At 68.9% G+C, this 24137-nt stretch carries 23 protein-coding genes; 8 read left to right on the top strand and 15 right to left on the bottom strand.

The window, feature by feature from the left end; translation table 11 throughout:
* Positions 1-10: 10 nt before the first annotated feature.
* On the top strand, positions 11-178 hold the full coding sequence (locus LDL21_RS28930; RefSeq protein ID WP_225282557.1) for a hypothetical protein: 168 nt from the start codon (positions 11-13) through the stop codon (positions 176-178).
* A 67-nt stretch (positions 179-245) separates the two neighbouring features.
* Here the strand turns inward: LDL21_RS28930 and LDL21_RS28925 are convergent, their stop codons facing one another.
* Both LDL21_RS28925 and LDL21_RS28920 read right to left on the bottom strand, forming a co-directional pair.
* Complete coding sequence (locus tag LDL21_RS28925) at positions 246-923, bottom strand: response regulator (protein ID WP_225282556.1); 678 nt, start codon at positions 921-923, stop codon at positions 246-248.
* Positions 924-2108 carry a sensor histidine kinase gene (locus tag LDL21_RS28920; RefSeq protein WP_225282555.1) on the bottom strand — a complete coding sequence of 395 codons (1185 nt, stop codon included), beginning with the start codon at positions 2106-2108 and terminating at the stop codon, positions 924-926.
* Positions 2109-2335: 227 nt separating this feature from the next.
* Here LDL21_RS28920 and LDL21_RS28915 point away from each other — a divergent pair, with 227 nt between their 5' ends.
* Complete coding sequence (locus LDL21_RS28915; protein ID WP_225282554.1) at positions 2336-3835, top strand: alpha/beta hydrolase; 1500 nt, start codon at positions 2336-2338, stop codon at positions 3833-3835.
* 3 nt (positions 3836-3838) lie between these two features.
* Here LDL21_RS28915 and ppc read toward each other — a convergent pair whose 3' ends face one another.
* The 3 genes from ppc to LDL21_RS28900 all read right to left on the bottom strand — a co-directional run bounded on the left by ppc (position 3839) and on the right by LDL21_RS28900 (position 8334).
* Positions 3839-6610: a phosphoenolpyruvate carboxylase gene (gene ppc / locus LDL21_RS28910; RefSeq protein ID WP_225282553.1), complete on the bottom strand. Its 2772-nt coding sequence runs from the start codon at positions 6608-6610 to the stop codon at positions 3839-3841.
* A gap of 58 nt (positions 6611-6668) precedes the next feature.
* The gene (locus LDL21_RS28905) at positions 6669-7205 is read right to left on the bottom strand and encodes a sugar O-acetyltransferase (protein ID WP_255675707.1); all 537 of its coding nucleotides are present in this window, start codon (positions 7203-7205) and stop codon (positions 6669-6671) included.
* Between the two features lie 61 nt (positions 7206-7266).
* Positions 7267-8334, bottom strand: coding sequence for an ABC transporter substrate-binding protein (locus tag LDL21_RS28900; RefSeq protein ID WP_181697724.1), 1068 nt, complete (start codon positions 8332-8334; stop codon positions 7267-7269).
* Between the two features lie 83 nt (positions 8335-8417).
* Here LDL21_RS28900 and LDL21_RS28895 point away from each other — a divergent pair, with 83 nt between their 5' ends.
* The 5 genes from LDL21_RS28895 (at position 8418) to LDL21_RS28875 (ending at position 13443) form a co-directional block, all read left to right on the top strand.
* Entirely contained in the window at positions 8418-9449 is a 1032-nt protein-coding gene (locus tag LDL21_RS28895) for a FecCD family ABC transporter permease (RefSeq protein ID WP_220139266.1), read from the top strand.
* A complete protein-coding gene (locus tag LDL21_RS28890; protein WP_225282551.1) occupies positions 9446-10528 on the top strand; it encodes a FecCD family ABC transporter permease in 1083 nt (360 codons plus the stop codon). Before LDL21_RS28895 ends, LDL21_RS28890 begins: the two co-directional genes overlap by 4 nt.
* On the top strand, positions 10528-11328 hold the full coding sequence (locus LDL21_RS28885; protein WP_225282550.1) for an ABC transporter ATP-binding protein: 801 nt from the start codon (positions 10528-10530) through the stop codon (positions 11326-11328). Before LDL21_RS28890 ends, LDL21_RS28885 begins: the two co-directional genes overlap by 1 nt.
* 9 nt (positions 11329-11337) lie before the next feature.
* Positions 11338-11967, top strand: a complete 630-nt coding sequence (locus LDL21_RS28880) for a TetR/AcrR family transcriptional regulator (protein ID WP_225282549.1) — start codon at positions 11338-11340, stop codon at positions 11965-11967.
* 90 nt (positions 11968-12057) lie between these two features.
* On the top strand, positions 12058-13443 hold the full coding sequence (locus tag LDL21_RS28875) for a lipase family protein (RefSeq protein WP_225282548.1): 1386 nt from the start codon (positions 12058-12060) through the stop codon (positions 13441-13443).
* Between the two features lie 73 nt (positions 13444-13516).
* Here the strand turns inward: LDL21_RS28875 and LDL21_RS28870 are convergent, their stop codons facing one another.
* From LDL21_RS28870 to LDL21_RS28825, 10 genes are all read right to left on the bottom strand, one after another.
* A complete protein-coding gene (locus LDL21_RS28870) occupies positions 13517-14119 on the bottom strand; it encodes a GTP-binding protein (protein WP_225282547.1) in 603 nt (200 codons plus the stop codon).
* On the bottom strand, positions 14103-14534 hold the full coding sequence (locus tag LDL21_RS28865; protein WP_181697720.1) for a DUF742 domain-containing protein: 432 nt from the start codon (positions 14532-14534) through the stop codon (positions 14103-14105). The genes LDL21_RS28870 and LDL21_RS28865 overlap by 17 nt, the downstream gene beginning before the upstream one ends.
* On the bottom strand, positions 14531-14959 hold the full coding sequence (locus LDL21_RS28860; protein ID WP_225282546.1) for a roadblock/LC7 domain-containing protein: 429 nt from the start codon (positions 14957-14959) through the stop codon (positions 14531-14533). Before LDL21_RS28860 ends, LDL21_RS28865 begins: the two co-directional genes overlap by 4 nt.
* 15 nt (positions 14960-14974) lie before the next feature.
* Complete coding sequence (locus LDL21_RS28855; protein WP_225282545.1) at positions 14975-17929, bottom strand: sensor histidine kinase; 2955 nt, start codon at positions 17927-17929, stop codon at positions 14975-14977.
* A gap of 356 nt (positions 17930-18285) precedes the next feature.
* Positions 18286-18912, bottom strand: coding sequence for a hypothetical protein (locus LDL21_RS28850; RefSeq protein ID WP_225282544.1), 627 nt, complete (start codon positions 18910-18912; stop codon positions 18286-18288).
* Positions 18909-19934, bottom strand: a complete 1026-nt coding sequence (locus LDL21_RS28845) for a hypothetical protein (protein WP_181697715.1) — start codon at positions 19932-19934, stop codon at positions 18909-18911. Before LDL21_RS28845 ends, LDL21_RS28850 begins: the two co-directional genes overlap by 4 nt.
* Positions 19935-19981: 47 nt before the next feature.
* Positions 19982-20479: a hypothetical protein gene (locus LDL21_RS28840; protein ID WP_225282543.1), complete on the bottom strand. Its 498-nt coding sequence runs from the start codon at positions 20477-20479 to the stop codon at positions 19982-19984.
* Positions 20480-20502: 23 nt separating this feature from the next.
* On the bottom strand, positions 20503-21267 hold the full coding sequence (locus tag LDL21_RS28835; protein WP_225282542.1) for an alpha/beta hydrolase: 765 nt from the start codon (positions 21265-21267) through the stop codon (positions 20503-20505).
* Positions 21267-22709: a TerD family protein gene (locus LDL21_RS28830; RefSeq protein ID WP_225282574.1), complete on the bottom strand. Its 1443-nt coding sequence runs from the start codon at positions 22707-22709 to the stop codon at positions 21267-21269. The genes LDL21_RS28835 and LDL21_RS28830 overlap by 1 nt, the downstream gene beginning before the upstream one ends.
* A gap of 51 nt (positions 22710-22760) precedes the next feature.
* Entirely contained in the window at positions 22761-23627 is an 867-nt protein-coding gene (locus LDL21_RS28825) for an NAD(P)-dependent oxidoreductase (protein ID WP_225282541.1), read from the bottom strand.
* Between the two features lie 49 nt (positions 23628-23676).
* On the opposite strand from LDL21_RS28825, the gene LDL21_RS28820 reads away from it, so the two are divergent.
* On the top strand, positions 23677-24078 hold the full coding sequence (locus tag LDL21_RS28820) for a MerR family transcriptional regulator (protein WP_225282540.1): 402 nt from the start codon (positions 23677-23679) through the stop codon (positions 24076-24078).
* Positions 24079-24137: the final 59 nt, after the last annotated feature.

Here is a 24137-nt window from a genome sequence, read left to right as displayed (position 1 = left end):
GGATCAGCCTATGTTCGTCAAGACCGCCCGTCCGCTCGCCGTCGCCGCGCTCGCCCTGTTCGTCACCGCCACCGGTGCGGGCACCGCCTCGGCCGCCACCGCGACGCCCGTCGTCGGTTCGGTGTCGATCTGCACCGGCATCCCGGTCGGGCCGCTCACCGTCAGCGTCTGCCTGTGACCTAGGCCTGTCGAAGTAGTCGGTGGGGTGGTGCCGCACAGCGGTGCCACCCCACTTGCGTTCCGTCTCATCGTTCCGCGTCGCGAACCAACAGTGCGATCTGCACTCGATTGGCGAGGCCGAGTTTGGTGAACAGATTGCTGGTGTGCGCCTTGACGGTGGCGACGGTGACCTGTAACCGCGCGGCGATCTCCGGGTTGCCGAGCCCGTCCGCGATGGCTCGGGCGGTGTCGAGTTCGCGTTCCGACAGGGCGGCCAGCCGTTTCCGCGCGGCGTCGCGGGAGTCGCTGCGGGCCTCGGCGGAACCAGGCCCGGTCGCCGCGGCGATCACCCGCGCCGTGACCGTGGGAGACAGCACGGGGTTGCCGGCCGCGACGGTGCGCACCGCGTCGGCGATCCGGGCGGGCGGGGTGTCCTTGAGCACGAAGCCGAGTGCTCCGGCGCGGAGTGCACGGAGTACCAGTTCGTCGGAGTCGAAGGTGGTCAGCATGAGCACCGCGGGCGCGGCCGGCTCCGCGCGCAGGGACCGGGTGGTGTCGACGCCGTCGCGGCCGGGCATCCGCACATCCATCAGCACGACGTCGGGTCGATGTTCTCGCACCGCCTCGATCGCGGTGTCACCGTCGGCGGCCTCCGCGACGACGGTCAGATCCGGTTCGCCGTCGATGACGAGTCGTAGCGCCATCCGCACCAACTGGTCGTCGTCGACGATGACGACGCGCACCGGCTCCTGATCACTGTGCACTCATGCTCTTTTCTCGTGGTCGTGCTCCGGCCAGGGAAGTTGCGCGGTGAGAACGTACCCGTTGTCGGAGGTGTGGTGGTGGTCGAGTGTTCCGCCTGCGAGGGTGATGCGTTCGGCGAGGCCGAGGAGCCCGAAGCCCGAGGCCGGTGGCCGGGCGACGGCGGTGGCACCCGCCGAATTCCGGACGCTGACGTGCAGCTCGCCGCCGGGTGTCCCGTCAACCGTGATGCGGACCTCCGCGTCCGGGGCATGCTTGGCCGCATTCGTCAGCCCTTCCTGGATCACCCGGTAGCCCGTCCGCCCCACGGTCTCGGGTGGGGTGTCGGTCACCGTGCTGGCGAGCGTCACGTCCAAGCCCGACGACCGGGCGTCGGCCACGAGTTCCGGGATCCGGTCCAAGGTGGGTTGCGGTGGTTCGGGGCGGTCGGGGTCGGCACGGAGGACGCCGAGGACATCCCGAAGTTCTTCCAGCGCTTGACGGGAACCGTCGGCGATACCTCGGATCAGCATGCGCTTCTCCTCGGCCGAGAGGTCTTCACGGTGGTCGAGGACGCCGGCTTGCATGGCGACCAGCGAGATACGGTGGGCGAGCACATCGTGCATTTCGCGGGCGATCCGGTTGCGTTCGGTGGCCCGTGCCTGGGCCGCCCGGGCACCCTGTTCGCGTTCGGCGCTGTCGGCGCGTTCGCGCAGCGATCGCACTTCGACGCGGCGGGCCTCGATGGCCACGCCGGTGGCCACGGCGATCCCCGCGGTCGAGACCGTCAGTGCGAATTGCAGCCAGACCGGGGCGGGCGGGGTGTCGACCGGGTAGAGACCCTGAGCGAACTGCGCCGCCGTCACATACGCCGCAACGACCACAGCGATCTCGACCGGACGGCGACGGGTGGACAGCGAACACAGTGCAAGCAGCGCGGCACCGGTGGCGAGCGCCGACGCGGCCGAGGCGATCACGACCACCAGGGCGACGGTGAACGGGAACCGGCGCCGCCACGGCAGCACCGCCAGGCAGCCGAGTGCGATCAGCGGATCACCGGTCACCAGCCAGGAACATGTGTCGGCCGTACAACCTGCGGGCAGTACGGCGGCGACGGAGAACCAGAGGGCGGCGCCGATTGCCGCGGCCGCCGTCAGCCGCCAGGTCTGCTGCCATACCCCGAGTCGTGCCGGGCCGTCGGTGTCCACCCGGCCATTATCGCGACGACGACCAGCTTGGAGCACCCACCCAGCGGCTGAGATGTGCTCGACCCGGGGCGAATAGCCGACTCGACTTTCGTCGAACACGCTCGCCGCCGCCGGGGCGATGTGCCTGCGGCGCGGACTCGACAGACTCGGTCATGTACCAGCCGGACACGAGCCCCCGCTGACGGTCTGCTCGTGGTAGGCGCCATTTCGTCGGGGAGTAGCAACAGATGAATCGACACCGGACCCGGAGCTTGCTTGCCGTGCTCGGCCTCACCGGAGCACTGGTCGGGGCGCCCATCGTGGCCGCGCAGCCGACCGAAGACCTCTCAGCGCAGGTGCGCTGGGGCCCATGCCCGGAGGGGGTCGAAGATCCAGCGGCCGGGCCTGCCCAGTTGCAGTGCGCCACCGTGCCGGTGCCCTCGAACTACAGCGAGCCCGAGGGCGCGCACATCGAGATCACGATCTCGCGGCTGGCGAGTAAGAACCCGGACAAGCGACGCGGAGTGTTGTTGCTCAACCCCGGCGGTCCGGGTGGTGCGGGCTTGGACCAGCCCAAGTTCCTTGCTGCTCATGGACTGCCGGCCGATGTGCTGGACAGCTATGACGTGATCGGAATGGATACGCGCGGGGTAGGGCATTCGGCACCGGTGAGCTGCGGGTTCACCGATGATCAGACGTACTTCGGCAATATCCCGCCGTATGCGGTGAACGACGCGGCGGTCACCGAGCGGGCCGTAGTCGCCCAGGGTGTCGCCGAGCAGTGCGCGGCCAACGACACCGAGGGCCGGTTGCGCTACCTGTCGACGGCGAATATGGCCCGTGACCTGGACCGGATCCGGGCAGCACTGGGTGAGGACAAGGCCAGCTTCCTCGGCTACTCCTACGGCACCGCGCTGGGCGCCGCCTACGCCTCGATGTTCCCGCAGCGAGCCGACCGCATCGTGCTCGACAGCAATATCGGCGACACCCATCTCGACCACGACGGGATGCGCCTGTACGGCCGCGGCATGGAAGAGACCTTTCCCGACTTCGCGAAATGGGCCGCCGACCGCCACGACACGTACGGCCTCGGCCGCACACCGGAAGAGGTGCGGCGCACGTACTTCACCCTCGCCGAGCGACTCGACGCGAACCCGGTGGACGGGATGGACGGCAATCTCTTCCGGTTCGGCACCTTCTTCACGCTCTATGGCCCGGCGCTGTACGCGTCGGCGGCCGAGAGCTGGAAATCGCTGCTCGAAACCGGACGTCCAGGTCCGGCGGGCAGCCGCCCGCCGGGCACGGGCGCGCCTTCGCCGTACGACAACGCCTGGTCGGTCTTTCTGGCCGTGACGTGCAACGACGTCGAATGGCCCGAGGACATCGGGGCCTACCAGCGTGCCGTCGCCGAGGACCGGGAACGGCACCCGCTCTACGGCGCGGCCGCCGCGAACGTGATGCCCTGCGCCTACTGGAAGCTCGGGCCCTCCGAACCGCCGGTGCGGATCGACAGCACCGGCCCGGCCGATGTGTTGATCGTGCAGAACCAGCGCGACCCGGTCACCCCGCTACGCGGCGGCGAACTGCTCGACGAGAAGTTCGGTCAGCGGTCCCGGTTGGTCACCGTCGACGGGAGTGGGCACGGGGTCTACGTTCTCGGCGCCAACCCCTGCGCGACCGACGTCGTCACCGGCTACCTGGTGGACGGCACCATGCCCGAACACGACACGACCTGTCACGCGGGCTAGGGCCTAGCCCGAATTGCGCAGGGCGGTGGCGAGACCGTTCATGGTGAGCAGGATGCCCCGCTTCACCAGTTCGGAATCGTCACCCCCGCGCAGCCGACGCAGCAGATCGACCTGGAGCTGATTGAGCGGTTCCAGGTAGGGGAAACGATTGTGGATCGACTCCGCCAAAGACGGGTTGTCGCTGAGGAGTTCCTCGTGCCCGGTGACCGCCTTGTACATGCGGATGGTTCGCGCGTGTTCCTCGCGGATCATCCCGAAGATCGTGTCGCGCAGGTGCTCGTCGTCGACGAGGTCGGCGTAGCGGGCGGCGATGTCGAGGTCGCTCTTGGCCATCACCTGCGCCAGGTTCGACAGCACGGTGCGCAGGAATGGCCAGCGCTGGTACAGGTCGGTGAGCCCGGCCAGACGCGCCGGATCGTCACCCACCCAGTCCTCGAGCGCGGTGCCGGTGCCGTACCAGCCCGGCAGCATGACGCGGGCCTGGCTCCAGGCCATCACCCACGGGATCGCCCGCAGGTCCGACACCGAATTGGTGGGTTTGCGCGAGGCCGGGCGGCTGCCGATATTGAGGTCGCCGACCTCGGCGACCGGGGTGGACTGCCGGAAGTACTCCACGAAGCCGGGGGTGTCGTGCACGAGGTGCGCGTAGGCGGCGCGGGCCCGGGTCGCCAGGTCGTCGAGCAGTTCGTAGGCGGGTTCGGCGTCGTCGCCGAGGCCCTCCACGTCGAGCAGGGTGGATTCGAGGGTGCCCGCGATGAGTGATTCCAGATTGCGGTGTGCCGCACCGGATTCGGAGTACTTCGCGGCGATCACCTCGCCCTGTTCGGTGAGCCGCAACGACCCGCGCACGGCGCCGGCGGGCTGAGCGAGGATCGCGTCGTAGCTGCGACCACCACCACGTCCGACGGTTCCGCCGCGACCGTGGAAGAGCCGCAACCGGATTCCCGATTTGCGCGCCACCTCGACCAGGTCCAGTTCGGCGCGGTAGAGCGCCCAGTTCGCCGCCAGGTACCCGCCGTCCTTGTTGGAATCGGAGTACCCGAGCATCACTTCCTGTCGCATCCCGGCGGCGGCGACGAGGTCGCGGTACACCGGAACCTCCAGTGCGGCCGCGAGAGTCGCCGCGCCCGCACCCAGGTCCTCGATGGTCTCGAACAGCGGGACGATCCCGACCGGGCTCTGCGGTGAGCCGTCCGGCGTGCCGGGGTCGAGGATCCCCGCCTCCTTGAGTAGCAGGGCGGCCTCGAGCATGTCGCTCACCGAGGTGCACATGCTGATGATGTAGTTCGGGACGGCGGCGGCACCGAAGGTGTCGATCACGTCCTTGGCCGCGCGCAGCACACCGAGTTCCTTGGCCGCCAGCTCGCTCAGCCGCGCGTTCGGGCCGAGAAGTGGCCTGCGCGTGAGCAATTCGGACGCCAGCAGGTCTACCCGTTCGGCTTCACCCAGGCTTGCGTAGTCCGGGTGCACACCGGACCAGGCGAGCAGTTCGGCGACGACCTGTTCGTGCACCTCGGAGTTCTGGCGCATGTCGAGGCCCTGCAGGTGGAACCCGAAGGTCTCCACGGCGTGGCGCAGGGCGGCGAGGCGATCGTCGGCGAGCAGGGCGTCACCGCTGTCACGCAGGGAGGCATCGATCGCGTCCAGGTCGTCGAGCACGGCCTGCGGAGTGGGGTACGGCTCGGCGTCGATGGTGAGACCGTTGTCCGGGAGGCGGTCGAGCGCGCGTCGCGCGGTGGCACTGAGGCGTGCCCGGATCGCGTGCAGCGCACGGCGATACGGCTCGTCGGCGAACACGGCCGGGTCGTCGTAACCGGCCTCCGCGAGCGCGGTGACCGCCGGGCTCACCCGCACCAGCCGCGCCGACTGCGACAGCGACTTCTCCAGTTCCACCAGCTCGCCCAGATAGCGGCCGAAGGCGTACGCGGCGGCCTGCTCGGCGGCGGTGTGCACGACTTCGGCTGTCACATAGGGGTTTCCGTCACGGTCACCACCGATCCAGGACCCGGGGCGCAGGATCGGTCGCTCGAGCAGGTCGACATCGGGCCAGCGGGAACGCAGGGCCGCACGGACCTCGGCGTTGATCGCGGGGATCACGTCGTAGAGGGTCAGGTCGTAGTAGCGCAGACCCACCGAGATCTCGTCCTGAATCCGCAAGCGCGCCAAGCGGATCAGCGCGGTGCGCCACAGGGTGAGCACTTCACGGCGGATACGAAGTTCGGTGTCGTCCAAACCGGGATCGCCGGGCTCGAACCTGCGCCGCAACCGCATCAGGGCGGTGATCTTGGCCTGCACGTCGAAGACCGTGCGCCTGCGGGTCTCGGTGGGGTGCGCGGTGATCACCGGGGACACCAGGGCGTCGGTGAGCTGTTCGGCCACGCTCGCGCCGTCGAGGTCGGCGGCGTCGAGCTTGGCGTAGGTCGCGGCCAGCGAGGAGTCCTGCGGTGGTTCACCCGCCGCCACGTGCGCGGCGCGGCGGCGGTCACGCTGGATGTCCTCGGCCAGGTTGGCCAGCAGCACGAAGTAGCTGAACGCCCGGATCAGTGGCAGCGCCACCTCGGTGGGGGTGCCGTCGAGCATGTCGGCGACGGCACTGCGCTCCACTTCCTCGCGACGCACCCGGAACGCCTCGATGCGGACCCGCTCGATGAGGTCGAACACCTCGGGTCCTTCGTGGTCACGGATGGTTTCACCGAGGATGCCGCCGAGGAACCGGATGTCCTCGCGCAACGGCCGGGTGGCTTCCTGCTCCTGCACGACTCGCGATTGGCCCATGAACAGACAGTATTGCCGCCGACCCACCGAACGCGACCCGGCGACGCGCGGATCACACCTACAGCGCCCGGATCACCCTGGCCGGATTGCCCGCCGCGAACACGCGGTCGGGCAGGTCGCGGGTGACCACGCTGCCCGCACCGACGACCACGTCGTCGCCGATGGTGACCCCGGGACACACGATGACTCCGCCGCCGAACCACACGTTGTTCCCGATCCGGATGGGCGCCGCCGATTCCCAGCGCTGCCTGCGCTTTTCGTGATCCTGCATCGGATGAAGGGCGGTGAGCAGCTGACAGCGGGGCCCGATCGAACAGTCGTCCCCGATGATGATCGGCGCGCAATCGAGCAGGATCGCGTCGTAATTGAGGAAGCTGTTGGCGCCGATCTCGATCAGATAGCCGTAGTCGCACTGGAATCGCGGCATGATCCACGACCCCTCACCCAGTTTTCCGAGGAGATCACCAAGGAGCTCGGTCCGCCGGTCGGTTTCGTCGGGCCCGGTGCGATTGAACTCGTCACACAACCGTTGCGCCCGTTGCCGTTCGGCCACGAGTTCCGGATCGTTGTCCTTGTACAGGTCCCCCGCCAGCATGCGCTGCTTCTGTTCGCCCACCCCGCCGAGTGTAGGGGTGGGCGCACAGGAAGCTCCGCGCCTACTTCGCCGGGTCGACCCCGAAGGTCGCGGCGATGTCGTCGAGTACCGCGTGCGCGCCGGTGAGACCGACCGATGTCAGCCAGACCAGGTCGTCGACCGGGGTGATCTTGCCGCGCAGCTGGTTCCACAGCGGGTTGGCCTCGGCGGCCGCCTTACGCTGGGTGGCGGCGTCCTCGCCGCTGCTGGTGAGGAAGACGTAGTCGGCGTCGGCGTCGAGCAGACGCTCCGGGCTCAGCGTGATCGCGAAGTCGTTCTTCGGATCGGCGGACTTGTCGGGCTGGTTCAGGCCGGTGTCGGCGAAGATGTCGCCGATGAAGCTGACCCGCTGCATGAGCCGGTCCTCCTTGCCCATGAAGCGCAGCAGCGACACAGTGGGCGCGCTCCCCCCGTTCTTGGCCTTGATCGCCGCGCCGATCGCGGCCGCCCGGTCCTGGTAGGCCGTGAGTTTGGCCTTGGCGAGGTTCTCCTTGTCGACCGCCTTCGCGAGCAACAGCAGGTTCTCCTTCCAGGTGGCGCCGGTGGTCTGGCTGAACACCACCGGCACCGTGCCCGAACCGAGCTTGATGCCACGGAACTGCTCGTACTGCTTCTCGTGACGCACCTTGGCCGACACGATCAGGTCCGGGCGGGCGCCGGCCAGTTTCTCGATGTCGGGGGTCTGGACGCTGCCGATGTTGACCGCGCGGCTGCCGCAGGTCTGCGCCGACGTACCGAGGAACGCGGGCAGTTTGTCGCCCATCGACTGGTAGGTCGTGTACGCGACGAGTTCGGTGTTCAGCACCAGGGCCGCGTCGACGAACGTCTGATCGAGCGCGGCGACGCGAACCGGGCGGGTGGCGATGGTCGCCGGGTCGACGACGGTGCCGACATCCGCACCCGCCGCGTCCTTGACCGCGCCCTTCTCGATGGTGCGCGGGTAGGCGCCGCCGTCGAGATTGCTCGCGGTGTCGCAGTCGCTGCCCGCGGCGCCGGGGTTCGCGCGTTCCTGGCCGCACGCGGAAAGACTCAGTACAGCGGCGGCGACTGCCGCGGCGGCGGCGAGCCGACGGCTCAGTGGGGTATTCATCGACGTCTCCCGGGTGGTTCGGTTGTCCTCAGGGTTGCTAACGTAGCGAAGCCTTACCTAATTACCAACTACGAAGAGGAAAAGTGACCGCATCGCCGCCCGGAGCCGTGTTCGCCGACACGCGGTCTCGCCGGTTGCTACTCATCGCGGGTCTGCTGGTCGCGGTGCTCGCGGCCGTGCTGCTCAGCATGGCCGTCGGCTCGAAATTCATCGCTCCCCTCGAGGTTCTGCGAGCGCTCGGTGGCACCACCGACACCGAGACCGGTGCCATCGTCAACGGCCTTCGGCTGCCGCGCACCCTGCTGGGGATCCTGGCCGGGCTCGCGCTCGGCATCGCGGGCGCCGTGATCCAGGGCCACACCAGGAACCCGCTCGCGGATCCGGCGCTGCTCGGCATCACCCAGGGTGCGGCGCTCGGCATCGTCGCGGCGGTGATGGTCGGCGGCATCTCGAGCCTGTTCGGCTATGTGTGGTTCGGTTTCGCGGGTGCCTTGATCGCCACCGTCACGGTGTTCGTCATCGGGACGACGGGACGGGGCGGGCCGACCCCGGTGACGCTCGCGCTGGCCGGCGCCGCCGTCAGCTATCTGCTGCAGGGGCTGATCTCGGCGGTGGTGCTGTTCGACACCGACGTCACCGACATCTACCGCTTCTGGAAGGCCGGGTCGCTGGCCGGAACCAGTCTCGACTTGCTCGGTAAGGCAACACCTTTCGTCATAGCCGGGATCGTGCTCGCCCTGGCCAACACCTCCGCGCTCAACGCGCTCGGTCTGGGTGAGGACACCGCTCGCGCGCTAGGTCATCGCGTCACCCTGGCCCGCACCGTCGGCATCGGCTCGATCGTGCTGCTCACCGGCGCGGTGGTGGCGATCGCGGGGCCGCTCGGATTCGTCGGACTCGTCGTTCCGCACCTCGCGCGCGGCATCACCGGACCCGACTACCGCTGGCTGGTTCCGGTCGCCGGGCTGCTCGGTGTGATCCTGGTGCTGGTCGCCGACATCGCGGGACGAGTGGTGCTGGACAAGGGCGAACTGCCCGCGGGCATCATGCTCGCCTTCGTCGGCGTGCCGTTCTTCATCGTGCTGGTCCGTCGCCGGAAGCTGGTGACCGTATGAGTACCGTGCGGGCGGTCCGGCTGGGGCCGGTGTCCTGGCAGTTGCGGTTGCGCACCACGGCGGTCCTGGTGCTCGGCGTGGCGATGCTCGGTGTCACGAGTTGTGTCGCGCTCGCACTCGGCACCTACACGATGCCCGACGGCGGCCCGGTCACGCCGCTGGATGTGCTCGCGGTGCTCACCGGTGGCGGCGACGACGGGCTGGCATACGTGGTGTGGGATCTGCGGCTGCCGAGGATTCTCACCGGTGCGCTGGTCGGCGCGGCGCTCGCGTTGTCCGGTGCGATCACCCAGGGCATCGCGCGAAATCCGTTGTCCAGTCCCGATATTCTCGGTGTCACCGCGGGCGCGAGCGTCGCCGCGGTCGCGGTGATCGCGCTGTCGGGCAGCCGGGGGCAGGTCAGCGGGGCGGTGGCAGCGGTCGGGGTGCCGGTGGCATCCATGCTCGGCGGATTACTCGCGGCGCTGGGAGTTTTCGTGCTGGCCTGGCGCGGCGGGATCGAAGGGTATCGACTCGTGCTGGTCGGCCTCGGCGCCGGTTCGCTGCTGTCGAGTGTGACGTTCTGGCTGCTCAGTGTCGGGGAAGTCGATGTCGCGACGCGGGCGGTGACCTGGCTGACCGGCAGCCTCAACGGCAGCGGCTGGATCCAGGTGACACCGGTCGCCATCGCCCTGGCAGTGCTGGTGCCGGTGGTCCTCGCGGGCACCCACCTGCTCGGCGCCCTGCACTTCGGCGACGACACCGCCCGCTCGCTCGGCATCCGGCTCAATACCGCCCGCCTGACCCTGCTGGTGCTCGCGGTGCTGCTCGCCGGGGTCGCGACCGCCTCGGCGGGGGCCGTCATCTTCATCGCCCTCGCGGTGCCGCAGGTAGCGCTGCGGCTCACCGGCTCGGCCCAGCCACCGCTGCTCACCTCGGCGATACTCGGCGCGGCCTTCACCGTCGCCGCCGACCTGGTTGCCCGCACGCTGCTGCCCTCGGGTGAGCTGCCCGTCGGAGTGGTCACCGCCGTGCTCGGCGCCCCCTATCTGATCTATCTGTTGATGCGGCGCAATCGCGCCGGGAAAGCGGGCGTGTGATGACCGTTCGGCTCCAGGCCGACGCCTTGACCCTCGGCTACGGGACGACCACCGTCGTCGACGGGCTGGATCTCGAGGTCACCGGCGGCACGATCACCGCGGTGATCGGACCCAACGGGTGCGGAAAATCCACGCTCCTGCGCGCGATGGCCCGGCTCCTGCGGCCCACCGGTGGTCATGTGCACCTCGACGGCAAACGCATCGACCGGATGTCGACCAGGGACGTGGCACGCGTACTCGGCATCCTGCCCCAATCACCGCTGGCCCCGGACGGTCTCACCGTCGCCGACCTCGTCGCGCGGGGCAGGCACCCGCACCAGCGGTGGTACCGCCAGTGGTCCCAGGACGACGAATCCGCCGTCACCGAGGCGCTGACCTGGACCGACATGGTCGAGTTCGCCGACCGCGCGCTCGACGAACTGTCCGGCGGGCAACGCCAGCGCGCCTGGATCTCGATGGCGCTGGCCCAGAACACCGACCTGCTGCTGCTCGACGAACCGACCACCTTCCTCGACCTCGCCCACCAGATCGAGGTGCTCGACCTGGTCCGGCGGCTGCACGTCGAGGCGAACCGCACGGTGGTGATGGTGCTGCACGATCTCAATCTCGCCGCACGCTATGCCCATCGGCTGGTCGCGATGCGAGCCGGACGCGTGGTTGCCGCGGGCACGCCCGCCGAAGTGCTCACCGAGGACGTGGTGGCGCAGGTGTTCGGGCTACGCGCCAAGGTGATCGAGGACCCGGTCACCGGCACCCCGCTGGTGGTCCCGATCGGACCCGTCGAGGCCCCCACCTCGTAGGGTCGTGGGGTGACATCTGGGCGCACTCGGCACAATTACACCGGCACTTCGGTCGCCGAGCGGCAGGTCGAGCGCCGTGCGCTGTTCATCGAGGCCGGGCTGACCGTCTTCGCGGAGAAGTCGTACGCCAACAGTTCGCTCACCGATGTGTGCGCGGCGGCGGGGCTGTCGCGGCGGCAGTTCTACGAGCAGTTCGCCGGTCGCGAGGAACTGCTCGTCGCGGTGTACGACGTGGTGCAGGGCCGGGCGCGCGAGGCCGTGATCGCAGCGCTCGCGGCGGTCGGCACCGACGATCTGCGCACCCTCATCGAGGCCGCGCTGCGGGCCTACACGACCGCCATCACCGACGACATCCGGGCGGCCAAGGTGGCGTTCGTCGAGATCGTCGGTGTCAGCCCCTCGGTCGAGGAACACCGGGCGCGGGTCCGGGATCAGTGGGGCGAGGTGGTCGCCACCGTCGCAGCCGCCCGCGATGGTGTGCGCACGCCGCCAGGGGGTTGGCGGATGGCGATGGCGGCCTTCATCGGCGCTGTCAACGGCGCCGTGCACCAGTGGAGTCTCGACGATCCGCGCCCGCCCGTCGACGATCTGGTCGATGTCTTCACCACCCTGCTCAATGCCCTGACCTCGCCCGCGTAACCCGCAGCTGATTGCGATCCACACCACACTCGTGCCATAGTAGCCGCCATTGAGACGAAGGCGTCTCAATTCCTGTGAGGACTGTGCACGATGAGATCTCCCCTGATTCCGCGCTGGCTCGCCCTGGCCACCAGCGTGCTCGCGGCGGCAACGGTGGTGGCGGCCGGTCCGGTCGCGGCCGAGCCGACGGCGATCCCGCCCGCCCCGGTGATTCCGCTGCCGCCCGAGCTCGACCCGGGCTTCTACCTCCCGCCGAGCGACGTGGTCGCGGCGACCGCACCCGGTGAGATCATCGCGGTCAGGCAGGTCACCATCGCCGACTTCGGGGTGCTGCCGGTCGACGTCGACGCGTGGCAGGTGTCCTACCGCTCCAACAACAGCCGCGACGAAGCGATCCCGGCCGTGGCTACGCTGATCAAGCCACGCGGACAGGCGATCTCACCTCGCAAGCTGCTCTCGGTCCAGCTGGCCGAGGACTCGACCGCCGGCTATTGCGCGCCGTCCTATGCGCTGCAACATCTTTCGGTCGCCCCGGTTGCCGGACAGATCGTGGTGCCCGCCGAATTCCTGTTCGCGCAGGCGGCGCTGGCGCAGGGCTGGGCGGTCGTCGTGCCCGACCATCAGGGTCCGTACTCGGCCTACGCCGCCGGACCGCTGGCGGGCCGGATCACCCTCGACGGCATTCGCGCCGCGACCGGCTTCGCGCCGCTCGAGGTGGGGCCCGACGCACCGGTGGGCCTCTACGGGTACTCCGGCGGTTCGATCGCGACCGGGCACGCCGCCGAGCTGCACGCGAGTTACGCACCCGAACTGAACATCGTCGGCGCTGCCGAGGGTGGCGTCGGCGCCGATCTCGGTGCCGCACTGAGCATGGCGAACAACCAGCTCACCTCGGGTCTGGTCTTCGCCGCCGTCCTGGGCCTCACTCGCGAATACCCTGAATTCGCAACCTATCTCGATCAGCGCCTGAACCCGCTCGGCAGGGGGCTGGTGGCGGTCAAGTCGCCGCTGTGTGTGCAGTACCAGTCGGCGCTGCTGCCGTTCCTCGACCTCACCGGCATGATCGGTTCCGACGGCAATCCGCTCGACGACCCACCGGTGGCGGCCATGCTGGACGACACACGCATGGGCAAGTCCGTCCCCGATATGCCACTGTTCCTGTGGCACTCCGCGTGGGACGAGATCCTCCCCCTCGCCGCGACCGACACCCTGGTCGACACCTATTGCCGGGACCCGAAGACCTCCCTGACCTACACCCGCGACCACGCCAGCGAACACATCGTCGCCGAGGTCGTCGGCGGCCCCGCCGCCCTGCTCTGGCTGCGTGACCGGCTCGACGGCATCCCCGCCGCACAGGGCTGCACCACCTCCGACGCAGGCACTATGGCCGCCACGCCGGGTGCCCTCGCATTCCTCGGTGACTCACTGGCCGACAAGTTCGCGAGCTTCTTCGGGGCCCCACTGGGTAGCCGCTGAAGCATCGGGTGTCGTTGCGGCGCGTGCTATTCCGCGCAGCGATACGCCCTGCCCACCGATTCGCGGGCCCTGCTCAGCTGACTTCCCGGTGGCGAGGCAGGGCGCGGTGCAGGAGGACCTGCTCGAGGAGCGCCACGAGGATGTCACGCACGGAGTCGCGGTCGCGGGCGTCGCAGTCCAGGACGGGGATCCAGTCGTCGAGGCCGAGAGCTTCGCGGACTTCGGACAGGTCGAAGTGGGGTGTGTCCGGGAAGCGGTTGACCACGACGACGAAGGGAGTGTTGTGGTCTTCGAAGTAGTCGAGGACGGGATAGCAGTCTTCGACGCGGGCGGTGTCGACCACGATCACGGCACCGAGGGCGCCGTCGACGAGGTCGTCCCACAGGAAGACGAAGCGGTCCTGGCCGGGGGTGCCGAACAGGTACAGGATCAGGGAGTGGTCGAGGGTGATGCGGCCGAAGTCCAGTGCGACCGTGGTCGCGGTCTTCTCGGCGTGGCGGCCGGGGTTGTCGACGCCGATCGATACCTCGGTCATCGCGGCCTCGGTGACCAGTGGCTCGATCTCGGAGATGGCGCCGATGAAGGTGGTCTTGCCGACGCCGAAACCGCCGCTGACCACGATCTTCACCGATGACGGCGGCGACGCTGCGCCGCGGATTTCAGAGTGCGCGGACAAGGTCGGTGATCCTTTCGATGGCGGCGGTCGTCAGCTCGGGCGCGTCGCGCACGGTCACCTGACCGGCTGCGGCCAGATCGCTGACGATCACCTTGGCGATACCGGCTGGAACCCGCAGCGCGGCACCGATTTCGGCGATGGAGTGGGGCTGCTGACACAACCGGACCACGGTGTGTTCCTCGAACCGCAACGGCGCCGACAGCGCGGAAGGTGGGGCGAGAACCAGGGTTTCGAGCCGCAGGCCGTCGAGAACCGGGACAGTGCGGCCCGCGGTGACGACGAACGGGCGAACGAAACGATCGTCGTCGGCTTCGTCGGCCCGCCGGACGACCGGTTGCCCGGCGCTCCAGCTCGCCGGCCGACTCAGCGGGACCATCCGAGGATCTGGCAGGCGGTGGCGGTCGGAATCTCTCATCGGCGCAATGTCTCTCGCAGCTCACCGATCAGCATCGGGTCGAGCAGCGCGCCCGCGCGTTCGGCGAGCACGGCCATCTCGTAGCCGACCAGGCCCACATCGCAGCCACCGTCGGCGATCACGCCGAGGCAGCTCCCGTCACCCAGCGCCGAGACGAGCAGGAAGCCGCGTTTCATCTCGATCAGGATCAACTTCAGACCGTCGAATTCGTAACTGCGCGAGGCACTTCGGGCCAGGCTCGACAATCCCGACACCATGGCGGCGAGCCGGTCGGCACCGGTGCGGTCCAAGCCTTCGGACATGGCGATGAGCAGGCCGTCCGACGAAACAGCGACCGTGTCGCGCACCCCGTCGGTGTTGCGCACGAAATTGCCGAGCAGCCAGTTGAAGGTGTGCGGGTCGGCGGTCGGGAGATGGGTGGTCACCGTGGCTCCTTGCGGTCAGCGGATGGGGTCGGCTTCGCTTGTCCCGCTGCCGCTTTCGTGGCCGGTGCGGAATGCGGCGAGCATGCTGCGGGTCTGGTCGGGGGTACGTTCGGCGAGCGGCGGGCGGTCGTGACGCGCAGGTTCGCGGCGGGGCCGGTCCGGAGGTGTGGCGCGTTTGGCGCGCTTCACCAGGCCATTGCGGGTACGTTCGACCGGCGCTTGACCAGGAACGTCGAGGTCACCGCTCACCCCGTCACCCCGAGTGCCGCGCGGTTCCGGCGACAGGTCGAGTCCGCTCGGGACACGGGACGAGCCGTTGCGGGTGCGGTCGATGTCGATCGACGCTCGACCAATCGCGTCGAGTGTGCCCTCGACAGCGAAACCGGCGTCTCGGGCGAAGGGACCCGCCGATGCCGCCGCGGTGCCGACATTGCCGGTCCGAGCAGCCGGGCCACCAGCGGCACGAGTGGGCGTCGCGCTGTTCGGGCCGTCGGGGCCGGTCGTTTCATCGACATAAGACGCTGTGCCGGTGAGGAATTGAATGTAGGGCGAGGGGGCGGCAGGGGAACCCTGGTCGGCGCCGGGCGGACCGACGGGAGGAACGACGGGCTGCCGGGCCGGGTGGTGGCCGTTCAGCGGATCGACTCGTAGTTGTCGGCCATCATGCTGATCGAAGTTCGGCAGTGACGTGCCGTTCCGCGTCGGCGTCGGCGTCGGCGTCGGCGTCGGCGTCGAAATATGGGCACCCTGCTCGTCGGGGTCCGGCACGCGGGCACCGTTCCGGCCCGGGTCCGAGTGCCGGGCACCCTGCTCATCGAGATCCGGCACACCGGCACCGTTCCGGCCCGGCTCCGAGTGCCGGTCGTCGGGGCGACCGGCTTTCTGCCAGCTGGAGGCGTTATTGCCAGCGCCACCTCGAGCGGGTTTCGGTGCGCGGCCGGCTCCGCTCGCCGCCACCTCTCCCCGGCTGTGCCGCGCATCGTCGGGCGAGCCGTCGACGTCGTGGCTCCCCGTGGACGGTCGGCTCACTCGAGCACCACCGGATTCCGGTCGCCCGGAGGAACTTTCGTCGGCGATCAGGCTCGACGGCAAGAGGAGTCGGGCGACGATGCCGCTCACCGGTGAGGTGTTGAGTTCCACGTCGATGCCGAGGCGGGCGGCGAGGCGGCCGACCACGTAGTGGCCGAGGTAGCGGGTGGAGGCCACGATGAAGTCCTGCTCGCCGCGTAGGCGGGCATTGGCTTCGGCGAGCTGATCGGTGGACATGCCGACGCCGTGGTCGACGACCGCGAGCAGGTACCCACCGGCCACTTTGCGCCCGTAGATCTCCACCTCGAGGTCGGGTGGGGAGAACGCCAGACCGTTCTCGATGAGCTCGGCCAGGACGTGGGCCAGCTCGCTGACGACCGTGCCGGTGATCGCGACCTCGTCGACGCGGCGCAGCACCACCCGCCGGTAGTCGTCGACCTCCGAGAGCCCGGCGCGGATGACGTCGGTGAGCGCGATCGGTTCGGTCCAGCGGCGCGGGCTCGCCTCACCGACAAGCACGAGCAGGCTTTCGGCATTGCGCCTCATCCGGGTGGCGAGGTGGTCGAGCTCGAACAGGTTGGACAGCGTTTTCGGGTCGAGTTCCTCGCGTTCGAACTCGCTGATCAGGCCGAGTTGCCTGCGCACGAGATTCTGGTTGCGCCGGGCCAGGTTCGCCATCGACTCGGTGGTGTTGCGCCGCACCAGCGCCTGTTCGGAGGCGAGGTCGAAGGCGGTGCTCTGCACGCGGTCCAAAGCGCCTGCGACAGAACCGATCTCGGCACTCGCACCCGGTGGAGTGCGGACTGGCGCGGGCGGGTCGGGGCGGGCGTCGGCGGATCCGCGCCATGCGGCGATCACCTCGGGCAATCGGGTGGAAGCCACGTCGTCGGCCTCGGCGGCGAGCTCGGCCAGGGGTCGCACGATGGCCCGGACACTCGCGAACACCAGCGCGACCTCGGCGGCGATCGCCAGCAGCGCGGCAAGGGCGAAGGCGGCCAGCACGACGGCCGCGGTGCGGCGCAGGTCGGCGGCGCGGGCCCGCACATCGTCGCCGACGGCCTGCTGCACAGTACGCTGTGCGTCGATCACCTCGGTCATCTGCGACCACCACACCGCCGGGTCGACCGGAGTAGTCAACGGTCCGGCGGTGGACGCGATGGCGATGTTCTCCGATCCCGCTGCCCGCGTGGCGCTTTCACCGCCCATGACGGCGGCGAGGCGGTCGCGCTGTGTCGGGGTCGCCTCGCGGTCGAATTGGGTGAGCGCGGCGGTGCGGGCCGCGCGGATGTCGAGGAATTGCACGTACTCCCCCGCTACGAACTCCCCCGCCGCGAAAACACCGTTGAGGAAGCCACGTTCGCGCGCCGTGAACTCCTTCGCGTCACCCAGGGCGTAGAGGGCTTGCAGGCCGTGGCGCACGGCGGGGTCGCGAGCCTGATCCAGGCCGAGGGCGAGCCGGTTCAGCGCGTCGATGCCGTCGGAATAGAACTGGAAAGCGGCCTGTCGTGACACGGTTCTGGTGTCGATCTGCGACCGGACGCCGGGCAGCCCGCCGAGCTGACCGAGCGCCGAGCGCACCTCACCCACGCCGGGCACGTCGGCGGTCAGGGCGGCGCTCAGGGTGCGCAGCGCCGAGTCGGTGGCGGGGCGCTGGTCCCCGACCGCCTGCACCAGCCTCGTGTCACCGCCGAGCAGACCGTTGCTCAGTCCACGTTCACGCTGCACCTGGTGCACCAGATCCTGTGCGGCCAGCGCTACCGCGACCGCGTCCACCGTTTCCCCGCTGCGCCGGAACGCGGTGATCTGGGTCGACATCGTCACCCCGAGCAGCACGAGCACCAACACCAGCGACACCGCGAGAATCCGGGCGAGCTGCCCGGAAATGGTGCGCGGCCGGATCAGCCCGCCACCCGCGGCCTGCCGACGGGAATGTGAACGCACCACCTGCTCCTCTGAAACACCACACGCGGTATTTCGCGGCGGCCCACCGAAAGTCAGGTGTCAACTTGCACTGCCCCGGGTACGCGGTCAATCCGGGACGGCGTAAGAACCGAATTCGTGCATTGATCTCAACATGCCGGAAACCAACGGGGCTTTCTGTGTCGGAAAGCTCACCGCTCCCACCGTAATTCGGTGACAGATTCGTTCGCTGCCCGAATTATCGCGCACGGCCTCCAACGTGACGGCGCCCACATTTTCCGCGATAAGTTTCTCGGGAATAACGGCTGAGGAACCGGATACGAACGATAGCCGTCCAGCACGAGAATTCGGGCAATTCACCGAAACCGGCCAACTGCCTATTGCACGGCCACCAACGCCGCGGCTGTCACATCCTCGACAGCCATCTGCGCGAACCGTGGTGTGGCCCGGTGCCGATAGTGGTCTACCGAGATCAGGTCCGCACCGCGTTGGATCACCATCGACCCGGCAGCGGTGTCATCGCCCGAATCACCCGTCGCGAGGCACGCGTCGTCACCGAAACCCTCATGGGGCCGGAAGGAACCTGCCATCGCGGTGTTGCCGCAACCGAACTCGAGTGCTTCGGCCGCTCGTTCCGTGCCCGATGTCGAGCCGATATCCCCGTAACGGAGCACCCTGACCTGCAGATAGCCGTAAGCATCCGCGTGGCCGGGCTCGTCGCTGGGTGTCCGATAGGTGCACATCGCGTCCGACCCTGACGAATACGTCGAGCCGGGGTCCGGCACGCCCGCCGGAACCCACCGCTCGAATCGGGCGACACCGATCGCGGCACACAGATCGGCCGGGGCGGGCGCGGACGGGTGCGCCCTGGTCCACCGGTCGAGCGCAACGGGCAGCGCCGCCGACAAAGCGATGACCACGACGACCGCCGCCACCAGGAACAGACAGCCTCTCGGCACCTTCGACCTCGGCTCGAACTCGCTGCGCGGCGGATCGACGCTCACTCGCCGGCGAGAATGCCGAGGACCTGGTCGGAGAAGTAGAAGGGTTCGAGGCGTTCGCGCAGGAGCTCGGCGAGGACGCCGTTGCGCTTGGCCGCTTCGATGACCGCAGGCCCGTACCGCAGGATTTCGGTGCTGATGTCCTCGGCGTCGAGGCCGAGTTCGGGGAGCATCGCGGACAAGGTGTGGTCGGCATAGCGGGTGTAGAACACCTCGACGCATTCGCGGACCAGCAGGCCGAAGTATTCCTTCTCCCTGGTGGTGACCGCGATTTCGTAGCAGATCTGGACCAGTTCGTTGAGGTCCTTCTGAGTGAGGTATTCACGCAGGCCCGCCACCGGTTCGTCGGCGTGCAGGTCCCAGAATTCCATCGCCGCCGAGTGCACGGGGGCGTCGCGCAGCATGTCGCGGATGGCGTTGTTGGTGCGCTTGAGCGCGAACAGCGCACCCTTGCCCGCGAGGTCACCGACGAAGGTGCTGTCGGCGGCGACCTTCTTGGCGCGGTTGGCCGCGGACTGGCCGAGCGACATCAGCGAGGACACACCCGGAATCTTCTCGGCGCGTTCACGATTGGCCTGCATGAAATCGCCGATCAGCTTGTCGACGAACCGCGACGCGACGGTCGCCACGAGCGGGCTCTCGGTGAGCCGGTCCAGGATGCGTTCCTGGGCCTGGTGCATACCGAAGATCTTCTCCAGCAGCGCTTCCACCGGCTCACGGTCGACGACATCGCCGAGGGTGTAGTCGGTGTTGGTGGCGATGTGGTCGTAGATGGCGTCGGAGAAGACCCCGACCGTGTCGGCGATGATCGGCGAACCCCCGATGCGGTCGAAGACCCGCGCCACCGTCTCCTCGCCGTCGGCCAGGGAGACCACATCACCGAAGCGGATGGTGTCGCCGACGGCGAGTACGGCCGCCACGTCGCGGGCGATCACCTCGGCGAACCGTTCACCGGTCACCTCGCCGAGCAGGTAGTCGACCTGCGCGTCGAGCAGTCGTTCGGCGATCTGGCGCGCCTGCGTCATGTATGTCCACCCAATCACGGTTGTCGCTCGGTTGGGAGGGCACGAGGCTAGGCGCCGGAATCGTTGTCCCGCATCGCCTTCCGGATCTGATCCAGACGCTCGCGCGCGGCCTTGCCCCGCGCCTCCCATTGTTCGTCGGCGCTGCGGCCCGCCGGGGTCTGCCGGTCGAGTTCACCCATGCCCTTGGCGGTGCCGAAACGCTGCTCGACCTTATCGCGAACCGCGTCGAATGTCGGCACTCCTGAAGTGGAATATCCGCCGGTCACAGCGTTCGCGGCGGGTCCGGAACCGCCGAACGGTACCGGCGGTACCGCATGAACATCTCCGACCTGCTCCGATGCGACAGGTTCCGCGTCGACGATCTCAGCCTCGGTGTCGAGCATCACAGGCGGACCGACCTCGGCATGACCGCCCTCCACCTGAGCCAGCGCGGCGGCGACGGCGCCGAGCCCCGGCCTGCCCGCCACCGCCGCGCGCAACAGCGATACCAGCTCGGCGTCGGGCAGCGCGGCCAGCCGGCCGAGGATCTCGCTCGTTTCGCTCATACCGCCAGGCTACGCAGCCGTGCTCACCTGTCGAGGAACTCGCTCCACTGCGCGATGAGCTGTGGCCAGCGCGGTCCGAGCGTGTCGATGACATCGTTGTGCCCCGCCCCGGGAACCACGATCAGCTGCTTGGGCTCGTTCGCGGCGGCATACAGGCGTTCGGCGTGGCGCAGTGGCAGCAGTTCGTCGTGTTCGCCGTGCATCATCAGCACCGGCGCCCGCAGCGCGGCGATACGGCGCAGGTTCGGGTAGGCGTCGGGAACGAGCGGTGCGGGCAGGAACGGATAGACCGAGCGGGCGGCGTCACGCATACCGCTGAAGGTCGACATCAGGATTATGCCCGCGGGCGGGTACTCGCCCGCCAGCTCGAGCAGCACCCCACCACCGAGCGATTTGCCCAGGTAGACGACCCGTGCGGGGTCCACCTCCGGCTGTTCGAGCAGAGCGGTGCGCGCCGCACGCGCATCCAGGTAGGTGCCGTGCTCGCCGGGTGCGCCGGTGCTGTGCCCGAAACCGCGGTAGTCGAAGGCGAGCACGTCGAAACCGGCGGCGACCAGCAGCGCGATGATCGACACCCGGTCACCGATGGTGCCCGCGTTGCCGTGGGCGTAGAGGATGTGGGCGCGCGGGTCTTCGGCCCGTACGAACCAGCCGTGCAGGTCGATGCCGTCGGCGGTGCGCATGTGCAGGTCGCGGTAGTCCAGGCCGAGCGCGGCCGGGGTCTGCGCGAGGTGCCGCTCGGGGTGGTAGACCAGTGCGTTGAGCACCCTGGTCGCGGGGTGCCGCATCACTTTCCGCGCCCCGCTTGAAACCCGAAGTCCCAGTTGTAGAGTCGCGCGATCTCCATCACGCCGCCGCCCGGCTGCCCGGCGGGTGGTCGGACGAAGACGCCTTCGCGGCGAACCACGAGTTCACCGTTCACGTTCTCGAGCACCGCGAGCACGGCGTCGCGGGAGTTGTCGGTGCACCCGTCGAGCGTCATCTCGATCGGCGCCGAATTCACCGGGTGCAGGGTGACGGTGGCGTGGACATTGCGGAAATCGCTTGCCCCGTCGTAGATCGAGGCGAACACGAGGATGCGGCGGAAGAACCGGGTGTAGTCGAGATTGATCGACAGGTTCTCACCGGTGATGCTCGCGCCGGTGCGGTCGTCCTGGTCGAGGTGGATGAACGGCGGTTCGTAGAGCGCGCCGAAGCGCCGATCGAGCGCCCGGACGGACCCGATCGCGCCGTTGACCAATTCGAAGAAGCAGCACAGGTCGAGGTCGATGTTCTTGCCGCGCAGTTTGCCGAAGATGCGGCCGGTGGCGGCCATGGAGGTCCAGTTGAGATTCACCCGCATCACACCGCCGGTGGCGCCGTGCTCGGTGAGCGAGACGCTCGGGGATTCCTTGGTGAGGGAGACTTTCGTGAGGTTCACCGGCGGGCCGGATGATGTTGCGGGAGTCGGGAATTGAGCGCCCGGATGCGGTGCGGCGAACGGCTGGCCCGGCTGCGGTTGACCGGATGGCGCGGCGAACGGCTGGCCATGCGGAACCGGATTCTGCTGACCGGGCGGCGCGGCGAATGGTTGAACCGGCGACGGAACAGCGGGCTGCGCCGGCGGGACAGGTCGAGATGGGCTCTGTGGGGGAATGTGTGGCTGGGTCGGCACCACCGCTGACTGCGGATGGGCTGCGGGGCTCGGGGGCGGGGTGAAGGGCTGGTCGACCGGGGAATCATCGACTGTGATGCCGAAATCCGTTGCGAGCCCCGCTAGTCCGGTGTCGTACCCTTGGCCAACGGCGCGGAACTTCCACGCACCCTGGCGGCGGTACAACTCGCCGAGGACGAACGCGGTCTCGGTGGTGGCGCCGGTGCTGTCGAAGCGGGCGACCTCCCCACCGGTCGCCGCGTCGAGTACCCGGATGCAGAGTTCGCGGAACCGACCGAAGGTGCCGCCGTCGGCGGAGGCGGCCAGCACGATCTTCTCGATCTGCGGTTCCACCTGCGCCAACTGCACCGTCAGGGTGTCGACAACCGTCGGGCCTTGGCGTTTCCCGACGTGACGCACCGCCCCGGAGGGGTGCACGGCCTGGTTGTAGAACACGAAGTCGTCGTCGGAGCGCACCTTCGTCCCGGCGAGCAGCAGGGCGGACGCATCCGCGTCGGGCACCCCCGGCCCCGCCTGCCAACTCACTTCGACCCGGACCTCGGCGGCAGGCACCACGACATTGGCGCCTTTCATCATCGACACGCTGCCAACCTATCCCGCCCCGCCACCGGCTCACCACCGATCCGGTTACGGCTTGGCGAACTCGGTGATGAGCACCGGGTACTGCTCGGCGCCGTGACCGGCTGCGATCGCCCTTTCGGCCATCGCCTTCAATAGTCTCGGCAGCTCGGCGTTCACCCCCAGCGCTTCGCATTCCTCGACGAGGTGTGTCATCGACGCAGCGTCGGTCGACAAGGCCGCGACCTCGGCGGGATAGGCGCCGTTGTCGATCTGTTGGGCGTATCCGGGCAGCCAGGTGGCCACCCCGGTGGCGATCTGCGCGGCGAACGGCGCGAAGGTGCGTGCGTCGACACCAGCGGTCCGCAGCATCGCGGTGCCCTGCAACCAGGCGTTGAGCACGCTCCACATCATGGCCAGTCCGGCGCCGTCGTAGAGGGCGGCCAGACTGTGATCGGCGCCGAGATAGGTGACGGTGCCCAGTGCCGCGAGTACCGGTGCGGCAGTGTCGAAGTCGGCCTGGGCGCCGCTGTGCAGGAGGACGGCGTCGGCGGTCCCGATCGTCGGCGGAACGGCCATGATCGCGCCGTCGAGATACCGGCCGCCACGCTGCTCGGTCCAGCGGGCCGCCGCCCTGGCCTGGGCGGAGTCGCCGGAGGTGAGGTTGACGACGAGGGTTCCGGTCAGGTCGGCCTGCTCGAGCACCGTGTAGACCGCCTGGTAGTCGGTCAGGCAGACCACGATCACCGGGGCGGCGCGCACGGCGTCGGCGACGGTGTCGACGTGACGGGCGCCGCCTGCGACCAGCTCTTCGGCGGCGGAGGGCGTGCGGTTCCAGATGGTGGTCGGGTGCCCGGCGGTGAGGAAGGCGCGGGCCAGCGCCCGGCCCATCAGACCCAGGCCGAGCACGGTGACGGGAGTGGTTGTTTCGCTCATGGCACCATCGTCAACGTTGATACCGGTGTGAAGGTCAAGTGAGGATGTCGTGCGAATCGGCGAATTGAGCAGGCGAACCGGCGTGCACGCCCACCAACTGCGCTACTACGAAGCCCAGGGGCTGCTGGAGGCGAACCGCCGTTCGAACAGCTATCGCGACTACGACGAAAGCGCAGTGCTACGGGTGACCCAGATCAGGCACTTGCTCGCCGCGGGCCTCTCCTCGGCCGACATCGCCTACCTCCTGCCGTGCGCCCACGGAGAGGTTCCAGACCTGCCGGGCTGCCCGGAATTGATCGGGGCGATGCGGTCACGACTCGCACGCATCGAGGAACAGATGGCCGCGCTCACCCGCTCCCGCGACGCCCTCACCACCTATATCGGTGCGGCGGAGGAGATGGGCGGCGAACACTACCCACCGCTTACGGGAGCCGAGGCCCTACCGGCCTGAACGCGCCTGGACCACTCGCGTCCGGCTGGTGCCACCATTACTTCCCGCGGACGGCTGAG

This window comes from Nocardia rosealba, from assembly GCF_020216065.1.
Lineage (GTDB): Bacteria > Actinomycetota > Actinomycetes > Mycobacteriales > Mycobacteriaceae > Nocardia > Nocardia rosealba.
Note: the sequence above shows the minus strand (reverse complement) of the source record. Positions and strands in the feature narration are given on the sequence as shown.

Excerpts from the sequence above, each read along its gene's own strand:
- LDL21_RS28930 (WP_225282557.1), top strand. The coding sequence starts at position 11 with ATGTTCGTCAAGACCGCCCGTCCGCTCGCCGTCGCCGCGCTCGCCCTG.
- LDL21_RS28915 (WP_225282554.1), top strand. The coding sequence starts at position 2,336 with ATGAATCGACACCGGACCCGGAGCTTGCTTGCCGTGCTCGGCCTCACC.
- ppc (WP_225282553.1), bottom strand. The coding sequence starts at position 6,610 with ATGGGCCAATCGCGAGTCGTGCAGGAGCAGGAAGCCACCCGGCCGTTG.
- LDL21_RS28905 (WP_255675707.1), bottom strand. The coding sequence starts at position 7,205 with ATGCTGGCGGGGGACCTGTACAAGGACAACGATCCGGAACTCGTGGCC.
- LDL21_RS28900 (WP_181697724.1), bottom strand. The coding sequence starts at position 8,334 with ATGAATACCCCACTGAGCCGTCGGCTCGCCGCCGCCGCGGCAGTCGCC.
- LDL21_RS28890 (WP_225282551.1), top strand. The coding sequence starts at position 9,446 with ATGAGTACCGTGCGGGCGGTCCGGCTGGGGCCGGTGTCCTGGCAGTTG.
- LDL21_RS28885 (WP_225282550.1), top strand. The coding sequence starts at position 10,528 with ATGACCGTTCGGCTCCAGGCCGACGCCTTGACCCTCGGCTACGGGACG.
- LDL21_RS28875 (WP_225282548.1), top strand. The coding sequence starts at position 12,058 with ATGAGATCTCCCCTGATTCCGCGCTGGCTCGCCCTGGCCACCAGCGTG.
- LDL21_RS28865 (WP_181697720.1), bottom strand. The coding sequence starts at position 14,534 with ATGAGAGATTCCGACCGCCACCGCCTGCCAGATCCTCGGATGGTCCCG.
- LDL21_RS28845 (WP_181697715.1), bottom strand. The coding sequence starts at position 19,934 with ATGACGCAGGCGCGCCAGATCGCCGAACGACTGCTCGACGCGCAGGTC.
- LDL21_RS28840 (WP_225282543.1), bottom strand. The coding sequence starts at position 20,479 with ATGAGCGAAACGAGCGAGATCCTCGGCCGGCTGGCCGCGCTGCCCGAC.
- LDL21_RS28835 (WP_225282542.1), bottom strand. The coding sequence starts at position 21,267 with ATGCGGCACCCCGCGACCAGGGTGCTCAACGCACTGGTCTACCACCCC.
- LDL21_RS28830 (WP_225282574.1), bottom strand. The coding sequence starts at position 22,709 with ATGATGAAAGGCGCCAATGTCGTGGTGCCTGCCGCCGAGGTCCGGGTC.
- LDL21_RS28825 (WP_225282541.1), bottom strand. The coding sequence starts at position 23,627 with ATGAGCGAAACAACCACTCCCGTCACCGTGCTCGGCCTGGGTCTGATG.